This is a genomic window from Bacillus cereus group sp. MYBK14-1, assembly GCF_051916885.1.
Lineage (GTDB): Bacteria > Bacillota > Bacilli > Bacillales > Bacillaceae_G > Bacillus_A > Bacillus_A cereus.
On sequence record NZ_JBQAHM010000001.1, the window covers coordinates 783,231 to 803,490 of the forward strand.

Genomic DNA, 20,260 nt, shown 5'->3' on the forward strand with positions numbered 1-20,260 from the left:
AAATTCTTTTTCGTTTACTTGTCTTATGTGAATTCTTTAATTTCTAACCCTAATTGTCTATACCTTTCAATACTAATTAACCCTCAAATTATAGATTTCCTGCTAACATTAAAAGGATCTACGTTATTTTCCTCTAACAAATCTTCAAATTTTTCTGTTCCGCATTTTACAAAACATTCATATTCCGACTGGGAAATAAAGAATGCTAACAAAATTTTACCATCTTGATCTTCACTTCCAGTACGTACATCACCATATTCTTCTGGAACAGCGAATGGTTCAGTAAAGTAAACTGCACTTTTATTATATTTTTGAACAAATGATTTATCAATACTTTCAATACCACTAATTGCTGTTCCTCGTCCTATTTCTATTCCATTACCTATACAATAAAATAAAGCACTTGCAAGGATATACCCTGTACTATTAAATGCCCCATCAACTACCATTGAAATTTCAACATTATCCCCTACTATTTCTTCATATTTACTGAGTCCAAGTGTATTAAAAACTAAACATTCTTCAAATACATTTTCATATTTTAAAATTTGCATACTCGGAAGCTCTTCATTATTTTTAAAAACCTCTCGGTCTATTGGATCACCTAAATATTTACTATAATGGTCATAATAAAGCTCTCCGTAATTTATCATTCTTTTATCTCCCCTTTATATGTTCCTTCTATTCCTTCAAATTTATGACTTATATTACATTCATGACATTGAACCCTTATTCGAGCATTATATTCATCCAATACTTCTTTTCGTGTTGATTTTACTTCACCTGTTTTCATACTTGCAACTCTTTCTGCCCAAGTATCTGGATAATGATCTAAGTCATATCCAATTCTTTTTACTGGTCCATTTTTAGTATTAATGGTAATACTACCTGGAATGTCTTTTCCGCACGTAGGACAAATCATTTTTCCTGATGCATTTTTTGGTGCTTCACTTTCTGCTTTAACACGAGTACCTTTTCTAAAACTACTTCTCTTATACAAACTATCAGTTTTTTTTACTTTTGTACTACCTTTACCCGTACCCTTAACCCCACCACTCTCCAAATTCGAGATCCTACTCTGAATACTCGCCTTTGAGGCATCATGGGCTTCTTGGAATTTCCCGCTATAGTTCGTTCCAAATCTAGCGACACTTCCATCTGGCAGTATTTCTACACCTTTAAAGATTGGGGATACGGAGTCCACACCTTTTGCTAATGTATTTTCAATTATATAATAATAGTAATTTTCATTAGCCTGAATTCATAAAAAATAATTTCTAAAAATTTATAGCATGTCTATCTATTAAAAAAGCACTTGTTGCCTTTCGTAGACAATCAAGTGCTTTAAATTCATCTGTTTTTAAGCAGCATAAATTTGTAAGTTTTGTAGTAACAGTATGACACCTTTTATATGGTAACAAGTAATACATTAATACTTACGAGGTCATTATTATTATGTCCTTTCCATGTCTTTTCAATAAAATATCATCTCACCTAATTCTCACGCTTTTCTTTCTAATACAGTTGTAAAAATAAAAAATTCAATAGCCACTACGTTCTCCTAACGTTGCCATTGAATTCCTTTACTAAGCATGTACCTTTGTCAACGTGCAAGTAACCAACAAAATAGGCACATTTCTCAATTTATTTTCTATCTCTATTATCACCCCTCCCAAATCCAAAACATTTTTATTATTTCGAATTCAGGAGGTGAAAAGTTTAAATGCATTTGTAGTAACACATGGTGTTATTAAAATTGTACGTGGCCAAAAATAGCACATTCTAGGTGGTTATGCAATCTTGATATTAACTTATAAAAAAATCTTGATCGGATTCAAGGGTGAAGGCATACAACCTTAGGCCTATCTATAATATTTGATACACCTTTCTTGAAAAGGAATTCTATCATCAAGCAACACCTCTTCTTGCAGGATTTTTGTTATATTCTCTATTTTCCCAATGAATAATGCATAAAAGTCGCCCGAATTTGGATATAAAAACAGACCAAATCCCTTTGGTGACAGTATTTTGTTGGCCATCTTGATCTTATCGGGTAAAAATTCATAATTAAATGCTTCTAATCTCTCAAGTTCTTCTTGTGTTGCTAATTCAATTTGGTGGGCAAATTCGTAATCAAGAATAAAATTGACAATTTCTTGGTATTGCTCACCTTTATAGTCAACGTATAAAAACTGTTTCGTTGTCAATCCATATTTTAATAGGTCTTCATGTAAGTCATAACTTCCTTGTTCCTTCAAAAATGTTTCCAAATCCTTGCTATCAGGAAATATAATCTGCGCTATCCCTTGATCAGGCATCTTAGCTTCCTCCCTTTTATTGAAATAATTCTCCATGCTTGTTAGGAATATATTCCGGATAGTTTTCACGATAAAATTGATCAATCATCTGAAGTACGGGATCCCATTCAGGATATGACTCATGTTCCCCAAATACCATTCTAGCTTCTGAAGTATTCATCAGAAAATTATCGATTTGAGTAGGTACTGGCAACCCTAGTTGTTTCCTTACATGGATTAAAAATAATATTTCAAAAGGATAAAATCCGTATCTGAAATCACCAAATTCACCTAGCTGTCCGATTTCAGAAGCTAACGCAGAATGATACTGAGACATTATCGAAATTAGATATTCTATTTCTTCTAAGTCACGAGTCGACCAACGTCCTAACACTTCATCATATATATTTAGGTCTTCAGGGATTAAATCGCATCGCAGTTCAGCTTCTTTAAACTTATTTTTCACGACTAGATGCAATTTTTCATTTGTCCCCATGATGGTTTTATTTCTATACTGCGAGTATAGCTCTAGCAAAAACCAAATATGTCTATTCTCTTCATTAGCATCTATTAAATGTCCACCGAAGTGATGAACCATAAAATCATATAATATATTTTCTTCTTTCTCCCATCCATACATTGCAAAATGAACTAATGTGAGGACGACTTCTCTAAACGTATACCCCAAAATCATCTTTGGATATCTGATTTTATAAAGATCTTGTCCCATGCACTGGTAAAATAAGACTTTCTGCATGTTCTTTAATCCTTCTACATTGTTTCCACCGCTTATCAATACATCGTTTTTCCATAGTGACAAGTGATATGAGAAAATTTTGCTTAAATTTATTAGTAGGATGTGATCTTTCTCTGTTTCATTTTGCTCAACGATTTTCTCAATCTTTCTTCTACTGACATTATATTTATCTTTCACATCTTCAAATTTGATTCCATCCACAAAATTTTTGCTATATTTTTTAAAAGCCATTTCTAACTTTTTTTGGTTTATCATTGTATCCTCCCTATGAATTAATCTATTTTCTTATTCCAGTCCTTTACCTTTAACTCATCAACACCGAATCCAGTATCAGTATTCTTTATATCTGTTTCAACTCTAATAAAATCGAATTGTAGATCCGGACTCTCCAAATTCGAGATCCTATTCTGAATACTCGCCTTTGAGGCATCATGGGCTTCTTGGAATTTCCCGCTATAGTTCGTTCCAGTTCTAACGACACTTCCATCTGGCAGTATTTCTACACCTTTAAAGATTGGGGATATGGAGTCCGCACCTTTTGCTAATGTATTTCCAATTATATAATACCAGTAATTTGGGTTAGCCTTAATTCACAAAAATAATTTTTAAAATTTTATAGCATGCTTATCTATTAAAAAAGCACTTGTTGCCTTTCGTAGACAATCAAGTGCTTTAAATTTATATATTTTTAAGTAGTATTAAATTTGAAAGTTTTTTAGTAACAGTTCGATAGCCTTACATGTTGTGACAAATACTAGGTAAAACTTACAAGTTTATATAAATGCATTCTACTTGTAGTTATTGCTTAATAAATATAGAATACATTGTTTTATTCTCCTATTAACTTCTTCCTCATTTTATGTGTTTCTAAATCTGCTAATCTAACAGGAATAGGTAAACGACTTTCATTATTAATACAGTTCATAACAATTTCAGTACTTGTATCTAAATCAATCCAGTTCCCACAAGAAACAAAAATAGGTTTAACATTTTTGGTCGTTCTTAAAGTTCGACCATAGACTTCATTATTTATTACAATATCAGTGTAAGATCCTTTTAGATTCTCTGGCATAATAAAATCTACATCTCGAATTTTAAGATAACTTTTTGCTACACCAATGGTTGGTTTATTTAGCAGAAAGGAAGCATGAGTAGCAATACCCATGTGACGATAATGTAAATATCCATTACCATCAAAAATATATATATCTGGTTGCTTTGTTAGCTTTTTAACTGCCTCTATTATTAAAGGTAACTCTCTAAATGCAAGGAAACCTGGAATATACGGGATTGGTATTTCTCCATAACTGTATACTTTTTCGACAACTTCCTTTGTACCATAATCAATGATTACAATACAACATGTACCATACTTAGTTTTATTCACATTCCAATAAGCCAAATCTACCCCTGCGATAAATTGTATCTCTTCTATTTGAAAATTATTTTCTAATTTAATTCTAGGTGATAATTCACTTTGGATTTTTGAAAACTCTTGTATTAATTTCTTTTCATCAAAATTATTCATTATCATCACAATCAGCTAATCGGGTAATTAGTCTTAATTCCTCTTTTGTTGGAGCAACTTTTTGCCTAATTATATTCCCTTGTTTATCCCATTCAGTATATTTTAAACAAACGCCAAACTTAAACGTTCCTTCATATTTGAGTTCTTCGCTTTCATACCAAATTTTTCTTATACCTCTTGTTTGTCCTTTTATCATGTAATCTATAGATTTAACTTTCCCATTATGGTGAAATTTAACATAATTACCTTCTTTAAAACCATTCTTATAATAACAGTAATACGCTAGATTCCCATTTTCATATAACTCATAAGCTAATCCAGTAAAAGGTTTTCCACCTTCATCTTCTGGGTTATCCAGCACTTCATCGCTGTAAGAGGTAAACCATAGTTCCTCATCAAAATCTATACCCTGTTCTAATACATATTCTTTACTTAATACATCCATCTTATTTTCCAATTTTTCTCACCTCTGAACTAAATTCAAATCCTTCAGTAATAAAATTACAATGTGGATAGGTTGGCATCATCATACCAGCCGGTTTCAATTTCTTACCAGATCTTACGACGTGGGTAATAAAATCTGTTGGCTGTGCGTTGGGATTCGCAAGTAATGCCTGATTCAAGGAGTATACCTCTGCGTGGGAACCTGCTCCATACGTAAATTTATAACCATCTCTAACGCTACTAGGCATGTTCTCTATCCGATCCCTAATAATTGTGTGCAATGTAACTGGAATATCACCGTCAGTATTGTTAATTCCAAAATAATATTTTCCAGTATTTTTATCAAATGTTCCTGCAACCGCTGGACCCATTTCGTTTTTGGTTAGCCCTAATGTATTTAATCTTTCAACCTCTTTTTCTACAGCACCACGCAAATTAATTCTATGATTTAATTTGCGTGGAGTAAATCGACCATATTTATTACGCAAGTATTCTATTCTACTTAATTTTTCACTACTATTAGAAACTTCACCCGTACCCTTATTTAAAACCAAAAGCGATAATTGGGTTACCAATTATCGCTTACTAAGTCAAACCATTTGATGTACTATAAAGTAACAATTATTTTATTATCTATGATAGTTCTAAAATTGGTGTAATTTCTCATCATATTATTACCATATGCACTAACTGCTTTATTACCACACACCATACTTTCATAGTTATCTTTAAATTCTTTTTTTATTGACTCTTCCAAACTGGAATAGTATCTTTTGATAGCTTCCTCTGCCAATTCACGCGACCCGTGCGTTAATATAAAATTAATATCTACCATATAACCCTTTTGAGGATAAAAACCCCTTTCAACAACCTCTTTTACAAAGTTGTTCAAATCATTCGTACACCTTTCTACAATTGGCATAAATACACTATTTAACCAATTAGTGAATTCGTTAACTGTCCGCTCCCACTCTTCCTCATTTGCTATGTTCCAATATAACTGACCGCTTGGTACATTGCACTGACGTGTATTAATATGAAATATTTTATCTTTAGATTTTAAAGGAAGAATTGCGCATTCACCATAAAATACTACATTTTTATCAGATATATTATTCCAACTTGTATAAAAGAGTACCTTATAAATGAAATTTTTATCTTTTTTACTCATCCAATGACCAGACTTAGAATATTTCCAGCCATTATCTAAATACTTTTCAGATATTAGATTACATACGCGCTCAAATGCTTTATTTGCTTTCATATTACATCTCCAATTCAAACTACCTAAGATTCATATATTTTAAACTCAATCCTCAAATCTTGAGTATTCTTCCTAAAAACCTCCAATAATTTATTACAATTTTCAGTTGGTTTATATTTAAATCTTAAATCGAATATAAAGCCATCTACTAACTTAGCATCCGGATAAACACTATAGATTTGCCCACTTTCAATAAAAGATACATAGGCATTAATTTTATCTTGTAACAATGTTAAGTGCTGAAGTTCATTTTCCCAATCTAAATGATCTGCAATCATTAATGCTAACTTATTTTCACCCATACTCTTGCCAATTCCATCTATTTTATTTTTGTCTAATATTGACACTTATCTCTCACCTCATTTATTCATCAAAATAAGTTGTCCCTTCAGGACGAACAATTTGTGGTCTTGTTCCACTAGGCACTTCGTATCCCCCTGAAAAATCTCCCTTTCCTTCACCTACGACCTTTCCACCAGAATTCTTCAATTCAGGGAATCCCTTTTCTTGATTAGTAGTATAGGGAGCAGTAGCGGAACTTTTATATTCTTGTATAATAACATTCCCATATTCATCAGATGCAATTGCGTCAACTCTTACCTTAGTCCCTTCATGTGTAACAATGGTTATTTCTCGTTCAGCGTTTTCATACTGTTGTGAAAATAGATTAAAACTTTCATCAGAAAATTCTTGCCCCTGCTCTTTAAGTGATGCCCATTTTTCACTTGCTTCTTTCCACTCCAGTGGCTCTTTAGGCGCTTCACTATTCTTATATTTCCTTTCACAATATACATCATACTTAGATTGCAACTCAGCATCTTTAAATCTACCAGTATTATCAAGTAAATCAGAATTCCTTTTCCAACTTCACCCGTACCCTCAGTAGGTACTGAAACACAAATTTAAAAAATCCACAGTATAAAAGTTTATCACTGTGGATTCTAACATTTATTTTTCTTGGCAATGCACCATATCATAAGGGTAATATGAACTATCTTTCAAGGTTGAGTCATCTAATTTTAAAATTTTAGCGATTGCTCCACTTTCAAAACTCCAGTAACCACTATAAATGTCATGTTTATTTTCATGTGCATCGTACCATGCTTCTTCTGAATGTCCCTTATACCAATATTCCTTTATATATTCCACTAAATTTTTTATAGAATTCTCTTGTGAAATTTTATTACTCTCAATTACTTCTTTTAATTTTACATATGGATATTTTACATAAAACTCTCTCTGCTCATAAAAATCTGATGGCTCACTATTTCTAAAAGCAATAAAATAATTAATTAAATAATCATTTAATCCTTCTTTCCTTACCATTGCTATTAGTCTATTAAATTCTTTATCTTCAACATTTAGCATTACTGCTATAGATATCATCCATAACATACGTATATATCCACTTTCTTTATTCCACACTTTTTCCATTATATTTATTACTTCAGGTAAAAAATCACGAATAGTTTGAATAGAACAACCTGCCGAGTACATTGCCCTTAATTTATTAAAATGATACCCTTGTAATGCTATATATCCATTCTTTACACCTTTATCATCTTTGCCTCTTTCCTCAATAACCTTTTCAACCAATATTAAAAACTTTTCTATTCTCTTTTCCTCATAATCGATAAATTCGTTAAAATATATATCATTTTTGATTTTATCCCTTAGCATAATTTCTCTTCCACCTTTTATATGTGGTAACAACTACTACGTTAAAACTTACGAGTTTGTACGAGTTCGTTAGTTTTATATCCATTCCATGTGTTTATATTCGTGAACCAGTAAAGTGTCATCTCGCCTATTTATCATACTTTTCTCACAAAACCTGTATTAGAACAATATGTCTTGATGGTACAACCATCATGAGTTTTGAATTTCAAGTAAGCATTTTTAATCGTTCAGACATAAATACTTTATAAGAAAACAAAAGCACTTGTTACCTAAAAGGAAATCAAGTGCTTTTTCTATGCATAATAGGAATTCTTGCAACTCTAAACTGCAAACATCCTTTTCTAATTTGATAACTCTAATCAAAAAAAATTCATAAAATAATAGAGTAATAGTTAATTTTGTATTTGTAATTCCCTTAAAACTTCTGTCCGCAAATCACTCGCAATATTCCCATTCTTATAATCATCCAATAAAAAATTTATTCTCTGAATATAACTATCTGAATTCTCTATACATTTCGCGAAACAATCCATAAAATGGTCTACTAATGTATCATCAACTAAAGCAATTGGTTCTGGATAATATTTGACACCTTCTCTTTCAAATGCTTTTCTACTAGTATAAGCAACTGCATCAATAACACAGTTCCAAGCTATGACATCTGTTTCATTATCTGACATCTCTTGAATTATTGTTATACCATTTTCCTCATTATCTAATAATTCATAAAGAATATCCCCTATATTTTCTTTACCTTTTAGCCATTCCCAACATTTAAATATAACTTCCTGGGCTAAAATTTGATCTTCCTTTTGAGAAAATACCGACAAAACTTTTTCTGAAAGTCCAAGAAAAAATATTACTTTACCATCTTCTGTTAAACTACTAAAGTTAGTATTAGCCATAATTAACCTCCAACTAATCAATATACTTTCCATTTTTAATCATTAGATTAAGCCTACCAGTTACTTTAATGCTTTCATCGGTTTCCGATGTTACTTCGATTTTTAGATTAGGATATTTTAAACTTAATTGCTTTAACACACCAGGCGGAACTTTATCGTTCGCTAATCCTTGATAACACTTTCTACATACACCTGAAGGATTCGATTGATGAAGTTTTAATATTCCTGTTACATCTTCTGGTTTTATACCTGCCTTTATTACTGCTGAATCAAATTCATTCAGAACCCCTTCCTCTGCATGCCTAGTGAACAATGGGTTAGTCCCTGGGGCTTTAATATTCCTGTCAGGCATTACTTCATCTAAATCAGGTAATCCAGCTTCTTTTCGTACTTTCGGCGATCCTCCTTCAAAATTCAAATCTTCTAATCCTTTTACATCAGTTTTTCCAACTGCCACTGTTTCAGTTTCTGGAACATTCCATTTTTTCCTTAGTGCATCTATATCAGTTTTACCAATATCAATCTTACTTTCTTTACCCGTCCCCTTAGCCACACTACCTTCCTTACTAACTCCTGAACCTCCACTACCCTTAGCAAGTTGATAAGCGTCATCCTTAGCTGCCGTACTTGCCTTTGAAAACTTTCCAGCTACTTCTCCAACAGTTGAAGATTCTATATAAGGAAGCTTCATTCCTATTCCAGTATCCACCGTCCTAACTGCTACTGGAATAGGAGTATTTTTCATAGCATCTAGTGCATTTTTTAAAGTCTTATTTTCCTTAAGCGATTGTACCACATTTTTACCCAAATTTGGATTAAAACCAGGCATTCCTTCTTTGAATTTTAATAATTTGGCTAAATCAGCTAATTCACTCGTGCCTTTGAATGCTTTTACTCCTTTTCCTACTGCTCCAACAACTGGGATTGCATCTAATCCGCCAAAAATGATGTTTCCTACCCGCTCTTCTTGGCTCAATTTCCGGTGTGTTCCCCAGTCTTCTCCGTCGATACCGCTTTTTATTTGTACAGCGCCGTATACTACTGCGGCAGCGGCCCCGAGTGGTGGACAAAGGATTGTTGTGATGATGATTCCTACGCCTATTCCTATATCTCGCACCATTTCTAGTTTTTTCTGTTCATCTTCTATTGATTTGTATTCAAATCCTCGTGTGGATGGGACTACTTTCTTGTATTCTTCATAATTTAATTTTGCATCTGGATTTTGTTTTTTTAGTTCTTTGTATTCTGCCCTAAGTACGTTATCAAATGCAGGAGAATCTCTAAAAATATCTTCTACTGTTATTTTATCTTTCTTCTTCTGTATTGTTTGTGGTACACTTCCGTAGCCTGCATGCGCACCTGGTAATACTGTCGTTGTTGTAGAGCCAATTCGGTTATTTGTTTCAAAACTGAGAATAGATGTATCTCTCATTTTTTGAGCGAATTTATCCATTTCTACTAAAAAAGGTTTATCTATATGTTCAGACACCAATCGCCCTGCTTCTCCGCAATATTTTTGTAATGTCGTATAACTATCAAGTAATTCCCCGATTTTTTGCGATTGATCTTTAGGATTAAAATGTATACTACCATCCGAGTCTAAATCTCGTATTCTTCCATCAATTCTTTTTAATGATTCATTTGCTTCCCGTAATTTCATGAGTGCATCTTTTGTAATTCGATTCATACCATCCCCCATGTTTTGCCATGGTTCAGGTCTATATTTCACATCCATCTCGTTTTCATCCCCCCAGCCGTATGGTGATTTCTACAACTTACTTAATATTTCACGTAATTGTTCGTCCTTTTCAAGCATTTCTACACATACATTCCCTACAACTGTCGCTGACCTAGAATAGTGTTCAGCCAATTCTAGTGTTTTGTGTAATATATCAGGATATTTTTCAATTACTCTCATCGCTTCACCTTTTTGATAAAAATCACAGCTTAATAAACTCTCAATATTCGTTCCAATGACGTCTACATGGATTTTATATATATTTTCTAACTTCATTACTATATCTAGTAGTTCTTGAAAATTAACTAATACTTCTTCTCCACCACCAGAACCACTATCTCCCATTGATACTTGCATTATTGAATACCTCCTAACGAGAATTGTCTCGGGTCAATTAACTTTTTATATGGCATTTTTAACACGTCATACAATTTCTTATTAACCGCATAGAGGCTCACCCAGTCATATCGATTACGATCTACATCTATTTGAACGAAATCTTCTCCTTCAGTGAAATATAAGAAACATTCCCATTTTCCTCCTCTATTACTTCGAGGCCTCGTATACGTTTCTATCGCTATAACGTTTTTATTTGATAAATCTTTTTCCTCAAATGTTTGTTGTTCTTCTTCTGTCATTCTCTTTGAGAAAAATGTATCTTCTATTTCCCTCGGTTCTCTCAATAAGAAAGGGATGCGTGTTAATAAGGAAAAATATACGTCTGGCTTTGGTATGTAGTCGATCTCGTATTTTTTATTTGGTTCTATTTCCGTTAATACAGCCACTCGGTCTTTATCCTCTTTCAAAAAGCCAATTAATACATTATTCATTCTCGTGTATTCATGACAACTTTCATATTCCTTTAATAGTTCAATTATTTGAAAAGCTGCAGGGGTAATTCCATTTTCACTTGTAAGTAGGCCTTTTTCTTTTAAACTCGTAGTTGCTTTCGTGACACATTCTGCATCAAGTAAAATAATTGCGTCACGGTTTGGCAATCCAAATATATCGGTAACCCCAGCTGCACCTGCGAGAACATATAATTCAGCAGGTGCAAAACTCATTTCTTTCCCCATTCTTTTATCCCTCGTTTCTCCATCACAGTTGTTTTATCGCCCTTACTTCCGATTTATCTCCGTACGTTTGAATGCTTTTATCTAACTCTTTCAAAGCTTTCGTATGTCCTTCAAATGCCTCTACCATTTCTGAATTATATTGAATGATCAAATCAAGATAACTTAAAAATGCATCTCTCGTTTTTCCATTCCATTTCGCACCTGTGACATATGCTTTTAAGTCTTTCGCTTGGTTTAAAGAATCCTTCATACCATTTTCAATGTTTTGTGCGTAAGAAATGGCACTTGCAGTGTTACTTCCTATAATTTCAACCTCTTTACCACTCATGTTAGTTCCCCCACATTCTTTGTATGCTTAATGGATAAGTTTTTCAAATTCCTTTTTCTTTTCTTCAAAAGCCTTGGTCGCTGCAGCGTATGCTGACGCTTTCTCCGATTCTGCTTTCGCTTTATATTCCAAATACTTTGCATAAGCTGTACTTTTTGCAGATCCAATATCGCTTAATGCACTTTTAAAATAGGATAATACTGTATTTAAGTCTTCATCCTTTTCATGACGTTTTTGTTCAAATTCAACTGCCGGAATTTTATTAGCTTCTAAGCCATTACTTTTACTCTCATAATCTCTCTTCGCTGATTCAGCCTCTTGAATGAATTGCTTTAACTCTCTTTCTTTATCTTTTAAATAATCATGTAAATCATCATACCGATCTCGTTTCCTCGCACTTTCTGTAAAACCAGACGCATTTAAAAAAGCATTGTACAATTCATCTAACATCTTTCTCCCCCTTTAGCACAATAACTATGTAGTTAAATCCGTATATTTAAACATGAATATTCATTGCATTAAGAATTAACAAATAATTATTTTTACATATTGCTATTTTATCAAAGGGATTTTAACATTTCCATATTTTATGAATGGCTTTCGCATTTTTCTTCAATAAAGTGAAACTTTAATCAATATGACTATGTATTTATTATTACCTTTTATCCAATTCATTCGTATTAAATCCTTGCTTGAGAGTAAGACCAGTTCTTTCTTATTTCATCAACAACTATTTCTGGATAATCCCAATGAAGCGTACGAGTAGGCTCCCGGACTCGTTTTACTATTCCTTGGGCTGTTTTGTTTTTATATTCATTCCAATATTTTGGCTCAGTCGCGCTTAAAAGAACAATAGAAAAAGGATCTGATATGAATATCAGATCCTTAACTTTAATTTCTTAATACATACATCTTTTTACACGATAACTGGTTCATACGTGCTCAAATTATCATACTCAGTTTTTACAATACTAGGCGGAAGGTTAACACATCCTCAGATTCACCTTTTCCTGTAGCAGTGCATAATGTTTAATAAAATTAAAGCATATTTTTACTTACCAGACTTAATTTTTTCGTTATATTCTTCTAAAGTTAACCCTTTTTCTTTTAGATAAACAGCAACTTCTTTTCCTACATAACGATAGTGCCATGGCTCATACTTAATGCCAGTAATATTCTCTTTATCTTTTGGATAGCGGAGAGTAAACCCATATTCTGCAGCATTCTTATCTAACCATTTGAATGCATCGGTAGTTTCAAATTTTGCATTTAAATCTTCTACAGTATTTTGCCATTCAACTGAAATAATGTCTAACGCTAATCCAGTATGATGTTCACTTGCACCAGGATACTGAAGATATTCCAATGCCTTAGCACTAGCCTCTTTATCCGACAAGCCTTGAGATTTATAGCTTTTAACTGAAGCATCATAATACGTTTGTTGTAATTTTATAGCTCGATAACCTGATCTTAAATAAAGATTGATTCCCTCTTTTTTTGCAGCTGCTACCATATCCTGATAGGAAGTTGCAATTCTACTATCTATTTTCATATTTGGCTTCGCATTTTGGGTGATACTTGTTAATTCAATTCCTAGTTCCTTTGATAACATATGCTCTCTATTTACAAGGATAATTCTCCAATCATTAACATCAGAGATAGGTAAAACATCTTTTTTCTTCGCATGTATTTCATTTTTATTTTTATCGTTATTATTAGTAGTTTCCTGAGATGTTTGCTTTCCACTACAAGCAGCCAGACTCCATCCCATTGCCAATACCAATGCTAAAATTATAAATTTTTTAATTGTATCTCATTCCCTTTTTGTTTATTAGTCTTTATACCAATTTCCCAACACGTCTCTAGGAATCTCCTTGAAATCCTTCAAAGAAACGGGGCCGACAAACTTTTTAATTCCATGTTTTTTAGAATTTTCATCCGAATAATCTTTTAAGAATTGAATTTTAAATTGTTTCTTACCATCAGCATAGTCGGTTACTGTCGGTACGATTGCCGCTTGTCGTATACCAAAAGTTTTATCTTCATACTTAACAAATTGTACATAAGATAATCCTCCAACCAATGTTTCTAGTTTTTCTTGCGCAGAAATAAGATTTCCAAGAGAATAATAGATTAGCGTTTCATGTCCATCTTTATTTTGTTTCCACTCAATTGGTTGAATTACATGTGGATGATTTCCAATTACTACATCTACACCTAAATCTGTTAAATATTGAGCAACTTCTTTTTGTTGCTTTGAAGGTGTTGAGGTATATTCTACTCCCCAATGCACCATAACAATCACCATATCAGAGCTACTCTTCGCCTTTTCCACATCATTTTGTATCGCTTTTTTATCAATTAAATTTAAAGCCCAAGACTTATCAGCTGGAATTTTAATTCCATTCGTACCATATGTATAATTGAGTAACGCAAAACGAATACCATTTTTTGTAATCGTTTTTATTTCATTACGCTCGTTTTGACTCTCATTAATACCTACCGGGATAACATCCAGATATTTCTTCCAGTATTCTCTTGTATTCGCAACACCTTTAATACCCATATCCATAGCGTGATTTGTCGCTTGCGTCACTATATTGAATCCAGTGTCCACTAAAGATTGGCCTACTTCTTCAGGTGTATTGAAAGTCGGATATCCTTGTACTTTTAAATTATTTCCGGCAATCGGAGTCTCCTGGTTCACGATAGCAAGATCACTTGATTTAACAGCTTTTTTGATATTTTCATAAATATAATTATAATCATATGAACCGTCTTTTTGTTTGCCATCTTTAATTACTGCGTCATGATATAAATTATCACCCGTTGCTATTAAATTCACAACCGATTGTACTTTTTTATCTTCCGTAAAATTAGGAGACTGTTGGATAGGACTTTTATCTACCCAATTTGGTGCTTTTAATGATGTATCTATATTGGATTCAGCCGGTGGTAATGAAGCTTTAGATGTCTTAACATCAGTATTACCACAAGCGGTTAAAAGCACTAAAAAAATAAGACATACTAAAAAAAACTTTTTACTTCTCTGTAAAGTATCTAACATGTGATCCTCTTTTCTGTTTTATTCCTTATAACTAGTTCTAACAAATCATTCTTTACAACAACGTATTTTGGTTTTACCCTTAATTATGGAAGGACACTCTGTTACACCTGCTTCGGAATATACTAATAATTATTTTCCGCTTTCTAGCAATCTATCGATTCCATCAGAAGTGATAGATTACTAGAAAAAGATGATCCATCAGGATGTCGACTAGTTTGATATACCTGTTCCAATTGCAGTAACTCGTTTAATATTTAAACAAGATAGGAGAATCGTTCATATAGCCTCTTCTCTCGCTTTATGTTTAAGGTGCCTCCCAAAAAAGGGATCGTTGCTGTACCCCTTTACATAGTGCGAAATTTTTGCAACTAATTTCTTTCATTCAAGCGACAAACATTATACCGATAACAATAAGTAAGACCCAAGAACTTATTTTACCAATATACGAAAAAAGTAGCAATCTTTTGCCCCATATAAAGAAGCCAATTAGAAGAAATGAACGAGAGATTCATTCTATTCAATTCCTTCATTGATTAATAAAAAAACAAGCCACCCAACTATTGGATGGCTCTATACTATAAAGAGAATTTGTTATTGGATTACTTCAATTTCCCTTCAAAAACAATCTTCCTACCGCACGGCTCAACTACTGTTTTGCCGTCTTTCTTTACTTCATGAAAGATTGGCTCTTCCATACGACGAGACGGAGCGTAGCCTTCTTGTTCCATACGTGCTAAGCAGTCTGTAATTGTTTCATTTTCAAGTACTTCAAATTTCTTTTTATTAGGTTGTTTTGTCATGCCCTAACCTACTTTCTATTTTTCTTGATGCGAATTGATTTTTCATGTAGACCATATATAACATTGCGAGAATTCCCATTATAATCATAACCGCAATAAAAAAGCTTGTATACTGTATTTTTTCTATAAATACGCCGCCTAATACAGGTCCCATAATACTTCCTAAACTAAAAGCGATTCCGGATAATATATTACCTGCTGGTAGTAAGTGTCTCGGTAATAAATCAGTCATAAATCCAAGCCCTAAAGAGAAGCACGATCCAATAACCATACCCGCTAAAAGCATGCAGGCAAAGACGATCCAGTAATATTGATCAAATACGGCGGCAAGTAGAAAAATGCCCGTACTTATGCTAAACGTCCACGTTAAAATACGGTCCCTTCCGTATTTATCACTCAATATACCGAGCGGAATTTGTGTAATAATACCCCCAACTGCAAATGCTGGTAATAAGAAGGATACATCTGAAACAGACCACCCTTTACGAAGTGCGTATACTGGTAAGTTACTGTTTAGCATTGCTTCAAGTACGCCATATGCAAGTGGACCCAGCAGTGCAATCCATCCTAATCCAACAACTTGTTTATAACGAGAAAATGATGATTCACTCTTCACTTCTCTTTCATCTTGCGCTGGGAATGCATTTTTTGTTGGAAGTAGTAAAAGCCAACCTATTAGACAAAGTATAGTAGATATAATAAATGGTGTTGCAAGACCGTACTGCACAGTGCTTGCTAAATACGGACCAACGGCAAAACCAATTCCGAAGAATACACCGTATATCGATACTTGTCTCCCTATTTTACTTGGGTCTGATGTTGTCGTGATCCATGTTTGTGTTCCGACATGAAGCATATGATCTCCAACTCCAACTAGAAATCTAAGGATAAACCATACCCAAAATGAAAATGTTTGTGTAAAAAAGAATAATGAAATAATAACGAGAAACCCACCTATAACAATAATCGGCTTCATTCCAAACCTTTGCATCGGTTTTTCAAGAAACGGCGAAATAACTAATATCCCAATGTACAATGCCGTCGCATGAATACCATTAATACTTGAACTAACCCCTTCTTGTTCAAAAATCATTGCAATGGCCGGTAAGAGCATTCCTTGTGACAAACCCGAGATTGCTACAATCCCAACCATAATCCAAAAAGTAAAACGCATTGACATCCTCTGTCCCTCTCCTTCTCATGCTTCCACTTTTCATTATAAACTGTTTCTTCAAATGCGTGTACGAATATTCGCAATAAAAAACAAGCTAAAAGAATGAACCTTTTAGCTTGTTATCTTATCCTTCCCAAACTTGCGCTTTCACATTGTAATGAAAGTGTTTAAAATATGGATTTTCATAAAATGAAGGTCCATATAAGTAATGTTGCATATGAGCTGTTAGTGGCTGCTGCATTTGTAAAGGAACTACAGCTGGTGAAACTTGCATATACATCGGATCTATCATTATTTTTGTATAGATATGATGATTATATGGCGAATAAGCGATTAAGGATGGTTTATGCATTGATAATCTCCCCTTATACATACAAATGTTATAGTATATGCAACACTTCTCATTTCGGGGATTATTTCTGTTCTAACCAATCCTCTACATGTTTTATAAATACATCTAAACAATCAATAAACGGCGAGTGTCCGCAATCTTCTAATACCTTCAACTCTGCATTTGGCAAATGTTTCGCTAATTCCTCACCGACTACTTGCGGTACGACATAATCTCTATCACCTTGTATGACGAGTGTTGGCTCTTTAATACGATGAATTTGTTTACTTCCCTCTACAACCCCATTATGTTCATCTGAAATATTAAATGTAATGAGCGCATAATTCACATCTACGAAATTACGTTGCGTTAACATATCATCTAAATACTTTTCATAACGATCCGGTTCAGGTTGATTATGTGTATATATTAATAGATTCCATACTGTACGGTAATATAGTTTGTTCATATTTTTTATCGCATCTAATACTGGATCTTGCGCAATTTCTTCTTTCGTCTTTACTAAACTTGATACAATCGGCTGCCCATTCGTATCTTTTTTAAAGATTGGGTATCCTTTCATTCCTACTGATTCTACTAAAATTAACTTTTCTACAAAAGTTGGGTGATTCGCTGTAAATTGCATCGCAACGCCACCACCCATTGACCAGCCCATTAATGAAAATTTCTCTAGCTTTAACTCGTCAATAAATAATTTTACATCGTCTGCAAAGTCTTGTAATGAATCTATCGACTGATTATACGTTGATTGTCCAAACCCTCTTAAATCAAGAGCGTAAATATGGTATTGATCTTGCAACTTTTCAATAACTAAATCCCAATGTTGTGACGATGTCATGTTCCCGTGAATGAGTACAAGAATATCTGTATTTCGCCTTCCAACTTCCTGATATGCAATCGTTTCTCCGTTCGATAGTGAAACAAACTCCATTGTTGCAGGCTTAATCATCACAAGTTCCCCCATTCTATTTAATAGAAAGAAAATTCTTTACTTAATTAAAGAATAGCACGTAGAATATACGTTCGCAACATAAAACCTATAAGAATTTTTTACATAAATCAACATGTCTATTACTAGACAATTATTATAAAAAAGTATATAGTTAGCTAGGTAACTAATTTGAAAGGATCAAAATACATGGACGAAAAACAACATTTTTTTCACATCGTCAGCCAGACTTCTCGAAAGTTTACGAAGAAATTTAATGAACGTGTATCTCCAACAGGGTTATTTAGTGCGCAATGGGCTGTTATTTTCCGCATTAATCAAACTGGTTCTTGTACCCAAACAGAATTATGCCAGTATTTAAATGTTGAATCACCAACGATGACTCGTACGTTAACACGTATGGAAACGATGGGATGGATTATTCGTACAGAAGGTAAAGATCGCCGCGAGAAGCTCATTTCTTTATCCGAAACAGCGATAAAGATGATTCCAGTATGGCAAGAAGAAGTTGATACTTTCGAAGAAAAAACGCTAGAAGGTATTAATGAAGATGATTTACATCAAGCATTTCAAGTGTTACAACAAATTATTAAAAATTTAGATTAAATTGGAGGGATGACGATGCAAAGTGAGAAACTTTGGACGAAGGATTTCCTCGGAACTTGTTTTAGTAGTCTATTTCTCTTCTTAACATTTTACATGCTTATGACTACTCTGCCTGTCTATGTTATAGACGGGCTAAAAGGAAAACCTGAGGAAATTGGTTTAGTTGCAACTGTGTTTCTTATTTCTTCTGTTTTATGTAGACCATTCACAGGAAAATGGCTCGATGATTTAGGAAGAAAGAAAATATTATTTATTTCACTTTCATTATTTTTAGCCGCTACTGTTATGTATTTCGGTGCGCAAAGTTTATTCTTATTACTTGCCCTTCGCTTCTTGCACGGTATTGGGTTCGGGATGGCAACGACAGCTACTGGTACGATTGTAACTGATGTTGCGCCAGCTCATCGACGAGGCGAAGCGCTTGCATATTTCGGCGTATTTATGAGTCTGCCGATGGTAATTGGTCCTTTTTTAGGTTTAACAATTATTTCTCATTTTTCGTTTACTGTATTATTTATCGTTTGTTCCGTATTTTCATTACTTGCATTTTTATTAGGACTACTTGTAGATATTCCGCACGAAGCACCTGTTAGCAAACAAAAACGTGAAAAAATGAAATGGAAAGACTTAATCGAACCATCTTCTATTCCGATTGCACTTACAGGATTTGTTTTAGCCTTTTCTTATAGTGGTATTTTATCCTTTATTCCTATTTATGCGAAAGAACTCGGTTTAAGTGAAATTGCAAGTTACTTCTTTATTTTATACGCACTTGTTGTTGTCATTTCTCGTCCATTTACAGGAAAGATTTTTGATCGCTTCGGTGAAAATGTACTCGTTTACCCTGCTATCATTATTTTCACAATCGGAATGTTCATATTAAGCCAAGCACAAACTTCATTTTGGTTCCTTGGCGCAGGTATGCTAATCGGTTTAGGTTATGGGACATTAATTCCGAGTTTCCAAACGATTGCGATTTCTGCCGCTCCAAACCATAGACGTGGTTCTGCGACAGCTACGTATTTCTCATTCTTTGATAGTGGTATTGGTTTTGGTTCTTTCATTTTAGGTATTGTCGCAGCGAAATCCAGTTATCATAATATGTATTTTATCGCAGCTATTATCGTTGCGTTCACTTTACTTTTATATTATGGATTACACGGACGAAAACAAAAATTCAAGAAACAACCTACAGACGGAAAAATTTCCGCTTAACGTTAATAAGGAAAGTAAACTTCCCCGTTTACTTTCCTTATTTTGTATTTCTTTCAAGACGAGCGTATACTTATAGTAGA

General features: G+C 33.5%; 25 protein-coding genes and 1 pseudogene. 2 read left to right on the forward strand and 24 right to left on the reverse strand.

Annotated elements, in window-relative coordinates:
* Positions 1-83 precede the first annotated feature (83 nt).
* From ACTFR3_RS03945 to phaZ, 24 genes and pseudogenes are all read right to left on the reverse strand, one after another.
* A complete protein-coding gene (locus tag ACTFR3_RS03945; RefSeq protein WP_440044189.1) occupies positions 84-653 on the reverse strand; it encodes a suppressor of fused domain protein in 570 nt (189 codons plus the stop codon).
* A complete protein-coding gene (locus ACTFR3_RS03950; RefSeq protein ID WP_440044190.1) occupies positions 650-1,204 on the reverse strand; it encodes a GH-E family nuclease in 555 nt (184 codons plus the stop codon). Before ACTFR3_RS03950 ends, ACTFR3_RS03945 begins: the two co-directional genes overlap by 4 nt.
* A gap of 658 nt (positions 1,205-1,862) precedes the next feature.
* Positions 1,863-2,318 (reverse strand): hypothetical protein, encoded by a 456-nt coding sequence (locus tag ACTFR3_RS03955; RefSeq protein WP_001113308.1) that lies wholly within the window; start codon positions 2,316-2,318, stop codon positions 1,863-1,865.
* A 16-nt stretch (positions 2,319-2,334) separates the two neighbouring features.
* Positions 2,335-3,309: a hypothetical protein gene (locus tag ACTFR3_RS03960; RefSeq protein WP_000609922.1), complete on the reverse strand. Its 975-nt coding sequence runs from the start codon at positions 3,307-3,309 to the stop codon at positions 2,335-2,337.
* Between the two features lie 128 nt (positions 3,310-3,437).
* Positions 3,438-3,644, reverse strand: a pseudogene (locus ACTFR3_RS03965) (hypothetical protein); the annotation flags it as partial.
* Positions 3,645-3,883: 239 nt separating this feature from the next.
* Positions 3,884-4,582: an endonuclease V gene (locus ACTFR3_RS03970; RefSeq protein WP_400154444.1), complete on the reverse strand. Its 699-nt coding sequence runs from the start codon at positions 4,580-4,582 to the stop codon at positions 3,884-3,886.
* Entirely contained in the window at positions 4,575-5,027 is a 453-nt protein-coding gene (locus ACTFR3_RS03975; protein ID WP_050595094.1) for a toxin-antitoxin system YwqK family antitoxin, read from the reverse strand. The genes ACTFR3_RS03970 and ACTFR3_RS03975 overlap by 8 nt, the downstream gene beginning before the upstream one ends.
* 1 nt (position 5,028) lies before the next feature.
* Entirely contained in the window at positions 5,029-5,514 is a 486-nt protein-coding gene (locus tag ACTFR3_RS03980; RefSeq protein WP_025708740.1) for a YwqJ-related putative deaminase, read from the reverse strand.
* A gap of 119 nt (positions 5,515-5,633) precedes the next feature.
* On the reverse strand, positions 5,634-6,290 hold the full coding sequence (locus ACTFR3_RS03985; RefSeq protein WP_326038433.1) for a hypothetical protein: 657 nt from the start codon (positions 6,288-6,290) through the stop codon (positions 5,634-5,636).
* Between the two features lie 23 nt (positions 6,291-6,313).
* Positions 6,314-6,637 carry a DUF6572 domain-containing protein gene (locus ACTFR3_RS03990; RefSeq protein ID WP_000025256.1) on the reverse strand — a complete coding sequence of 108 codons (324 nt, stop codon included), beginning with the start codon at positions 6,635-6,637 and terminating at the stop codon, positions 6,314-6,316.
* Positions 6,638-6,653: 16 nt separating this feature from the next.
* Positions 6,654-7,100, reverse strand: a complete 447-nt coding sequence (locus tag ACTFR3_RS03995; protein WP_033659867.1) for a hypothetical protein — start codon at positions 7,098-7,100, stop codon at positions 6,654-6,656.
* A gap of 138 nt (positions 7,101-7,238) precedes the next feature.
* Positions 7,239-7,970: a PoNe immunity protein domain-containing protein gene (locus ACTFR3_RS04000; protein WP_400154443.1), complete on the reverse strand. Its 732-nt coding sequence runs from the start codon at positions 7,968-7,970 to the stop codon at positions 7,239-7,241.
* A gap of 392 nt (positions 7,971-8,362) precedes the next feature.
* Positions 8,363-8,875 (reverse strand): Imm6 family immunity protein, encoded by a 513-nt coding sequence (locus ACTFR3_RS04005; protein WP_078384807.1) that lies wholly within the window; start codon positions 8,873-8,875, stop codon positions 8,363-8,365.
* 13 nt (positions 8,876-8,888) lie between these two features.
* Positions 8,889-10,610 (reverse strand): hypothetical protein, encoded by a 1,722-nt coding sequence (locus ACTFR3_RS04010; RefSeq protein WP_431819151.1) that lies wholly within the window; start codon positions 10,608-10,610, stop codon positions 8,889-8,891.
* A 33-nt stretch (positions 10,611-10,643) separates the two neighbouring features.
* Positions 10,644-10,970 carry a hypothetical protein gene (locus ACTFR3_RS04015; protein ID WP_001198201.1) on the reverse strand — a complete coding sequence of 109 codons (327 nt, stop codon included), beginning with the start codon at positions 10,968-10,970 and terminating at the stop codon, positions 10,644-10,646.
* A complete protein-coding gene (locus ACTFR3_RS04020; protein WP_000514125.1) occupies positions 10,970-11,689 on the reverse strand; it encodes a DUF5081 family protein in 720 nt (239 codons plus the stop codon). The genes ACTFR3_RS04015 and ACTFR3_RS04020 overlap by 1 nt, the downstream gene beginning before the upstream one ends.
* A gap of 22 nt (positions 11,690-11,711) precedes the next feature.
* Positions 11,712-12,017, reverse strand: coding sequence for a WXG100 family type VII secretion target (locus ACTFR3_RS04025; protein ID WP_000014535.1), 306 nt, complete (start codon positions 12,015-12,017; stop codon positions 11,712-11,714).
* A gap of 27 nt (positions 12,018-12,044) precedes the next feature.
* Positions 12,045-12,467 carry a hypothetical protein gene (locus tag ACTFR3_RS04030; protein WP_061457482.1) on the reverse strand — a complete coding sequence of 141 codons (423 nt, stop codon included), beginning with the start codon at positions 12,465-12,467 and terminating at the stop codon, positions 12,045-12,047.
* 601 nt (positions 12,468-13,068) lie between these two features.
* Complete coding sequence (locus ACTFR3_RS04035) at positions 13,069-13,800, reverse strand: M15 family metallopeptidase (protein WP_000241995.1); 732 nt, start codon at positions 13,798-13,800, stop codon at positions 13,069-13,071.
* Between the two features lie 48 nt (positions 13,801-13,848).
* Positions 13,849-15,084 (reverse strand): CapA family protein, encoded by a 1,236-nt coding sequence (locus ACTFR3_RS04040; RefSeq protein ID WP_400154768.1) that lies wholly within the window; start codon positions 15,082-15,084, stop codon positions 13,849-13,851.
* Positions 15,085-15,683: 599 nt separating this feature from the next.
* Complete coding sequence (locus ACTFR3_RS04045; protein WP_000166303.1) at positions 15,684-15,884, reverse strand: NETI motif-containing protein; 201 nt, start codon at positions 15,882-15,884, stop codon at positions 15,684-15,686.
* Entirely contained in the window at positions 15,868-17,064 is a 1,197-nt protein-coding gene (locus tag ACTFR3_RS04050; RefSeq protein ID WP_000062798.1) for an MFS transporter, read from the reverse strand. Before ACTFR3_RS04050 ends, ACTFR3_RS04045 begins: the two co-directional genes overlap by 17 nt.
* Positions 17,065-17,182: 118 nt before the next feature.
* The gene (locus tag ACTFR3_RS04055) at positions 17,183-17,410 is read right to left on the reverse strand and encodes a hypothetical protein (RefSeq protein ID WP_000549500.1); all 228 of its coding nucleotides are present in this window, start codon (positions 17,408-17,410) and stop codon (positions 17,183-17,185) included.
* A 61-nt stretch (positions 17,411-17,471) separates the two neighbouring features.
* Entirely contained in the window at positions 17,472-18,359 is an 888-nt protein-coding gene (gene phaZ / locus ACTFR3_RS04060) for an intracellular short-chain-length polyhydroxyalkanoate depolymerase (protein WP_440044192.1), read from the reverse strand.
* A 189-nt stretch (positions 18,360-18,548) separates the two neighbouring features.
* Between phaZ and ACTFR3_RS04065 the strand changes: the two genes are divergently transcribed.
* Together ACTFR3_RS04065 and ACTFR3_RS04070 are read left to right on the forward strand one after the other, a co-directional pair.
* A complete protein-coding gene (locus ACTFR3_RS04065; protein ID WP_000343680.1) occupies positions 18,549-18,965 on the forward strand; it encodes a MarR family winged helix-turn-helix transcriptional regulator in 417 nt (138 codons plus the stop codon).
* A gap of 15 nt (positions 18,966-18,980) precedes the next feature.
* On the forward strand, positions 18,981-20,180 hold the full coding sequence (locus ACTFR3_RS04070; RefSeq protein ID WP_001190318.1) for an MFS transporter: 1,200 nt from the start codon (positions 18,981-18,983) through the stop codon (positions 20,178-20,180).
* The last annotated feature ends 80 nt before the right edge of the window (positions 20,181-20,260 follow it).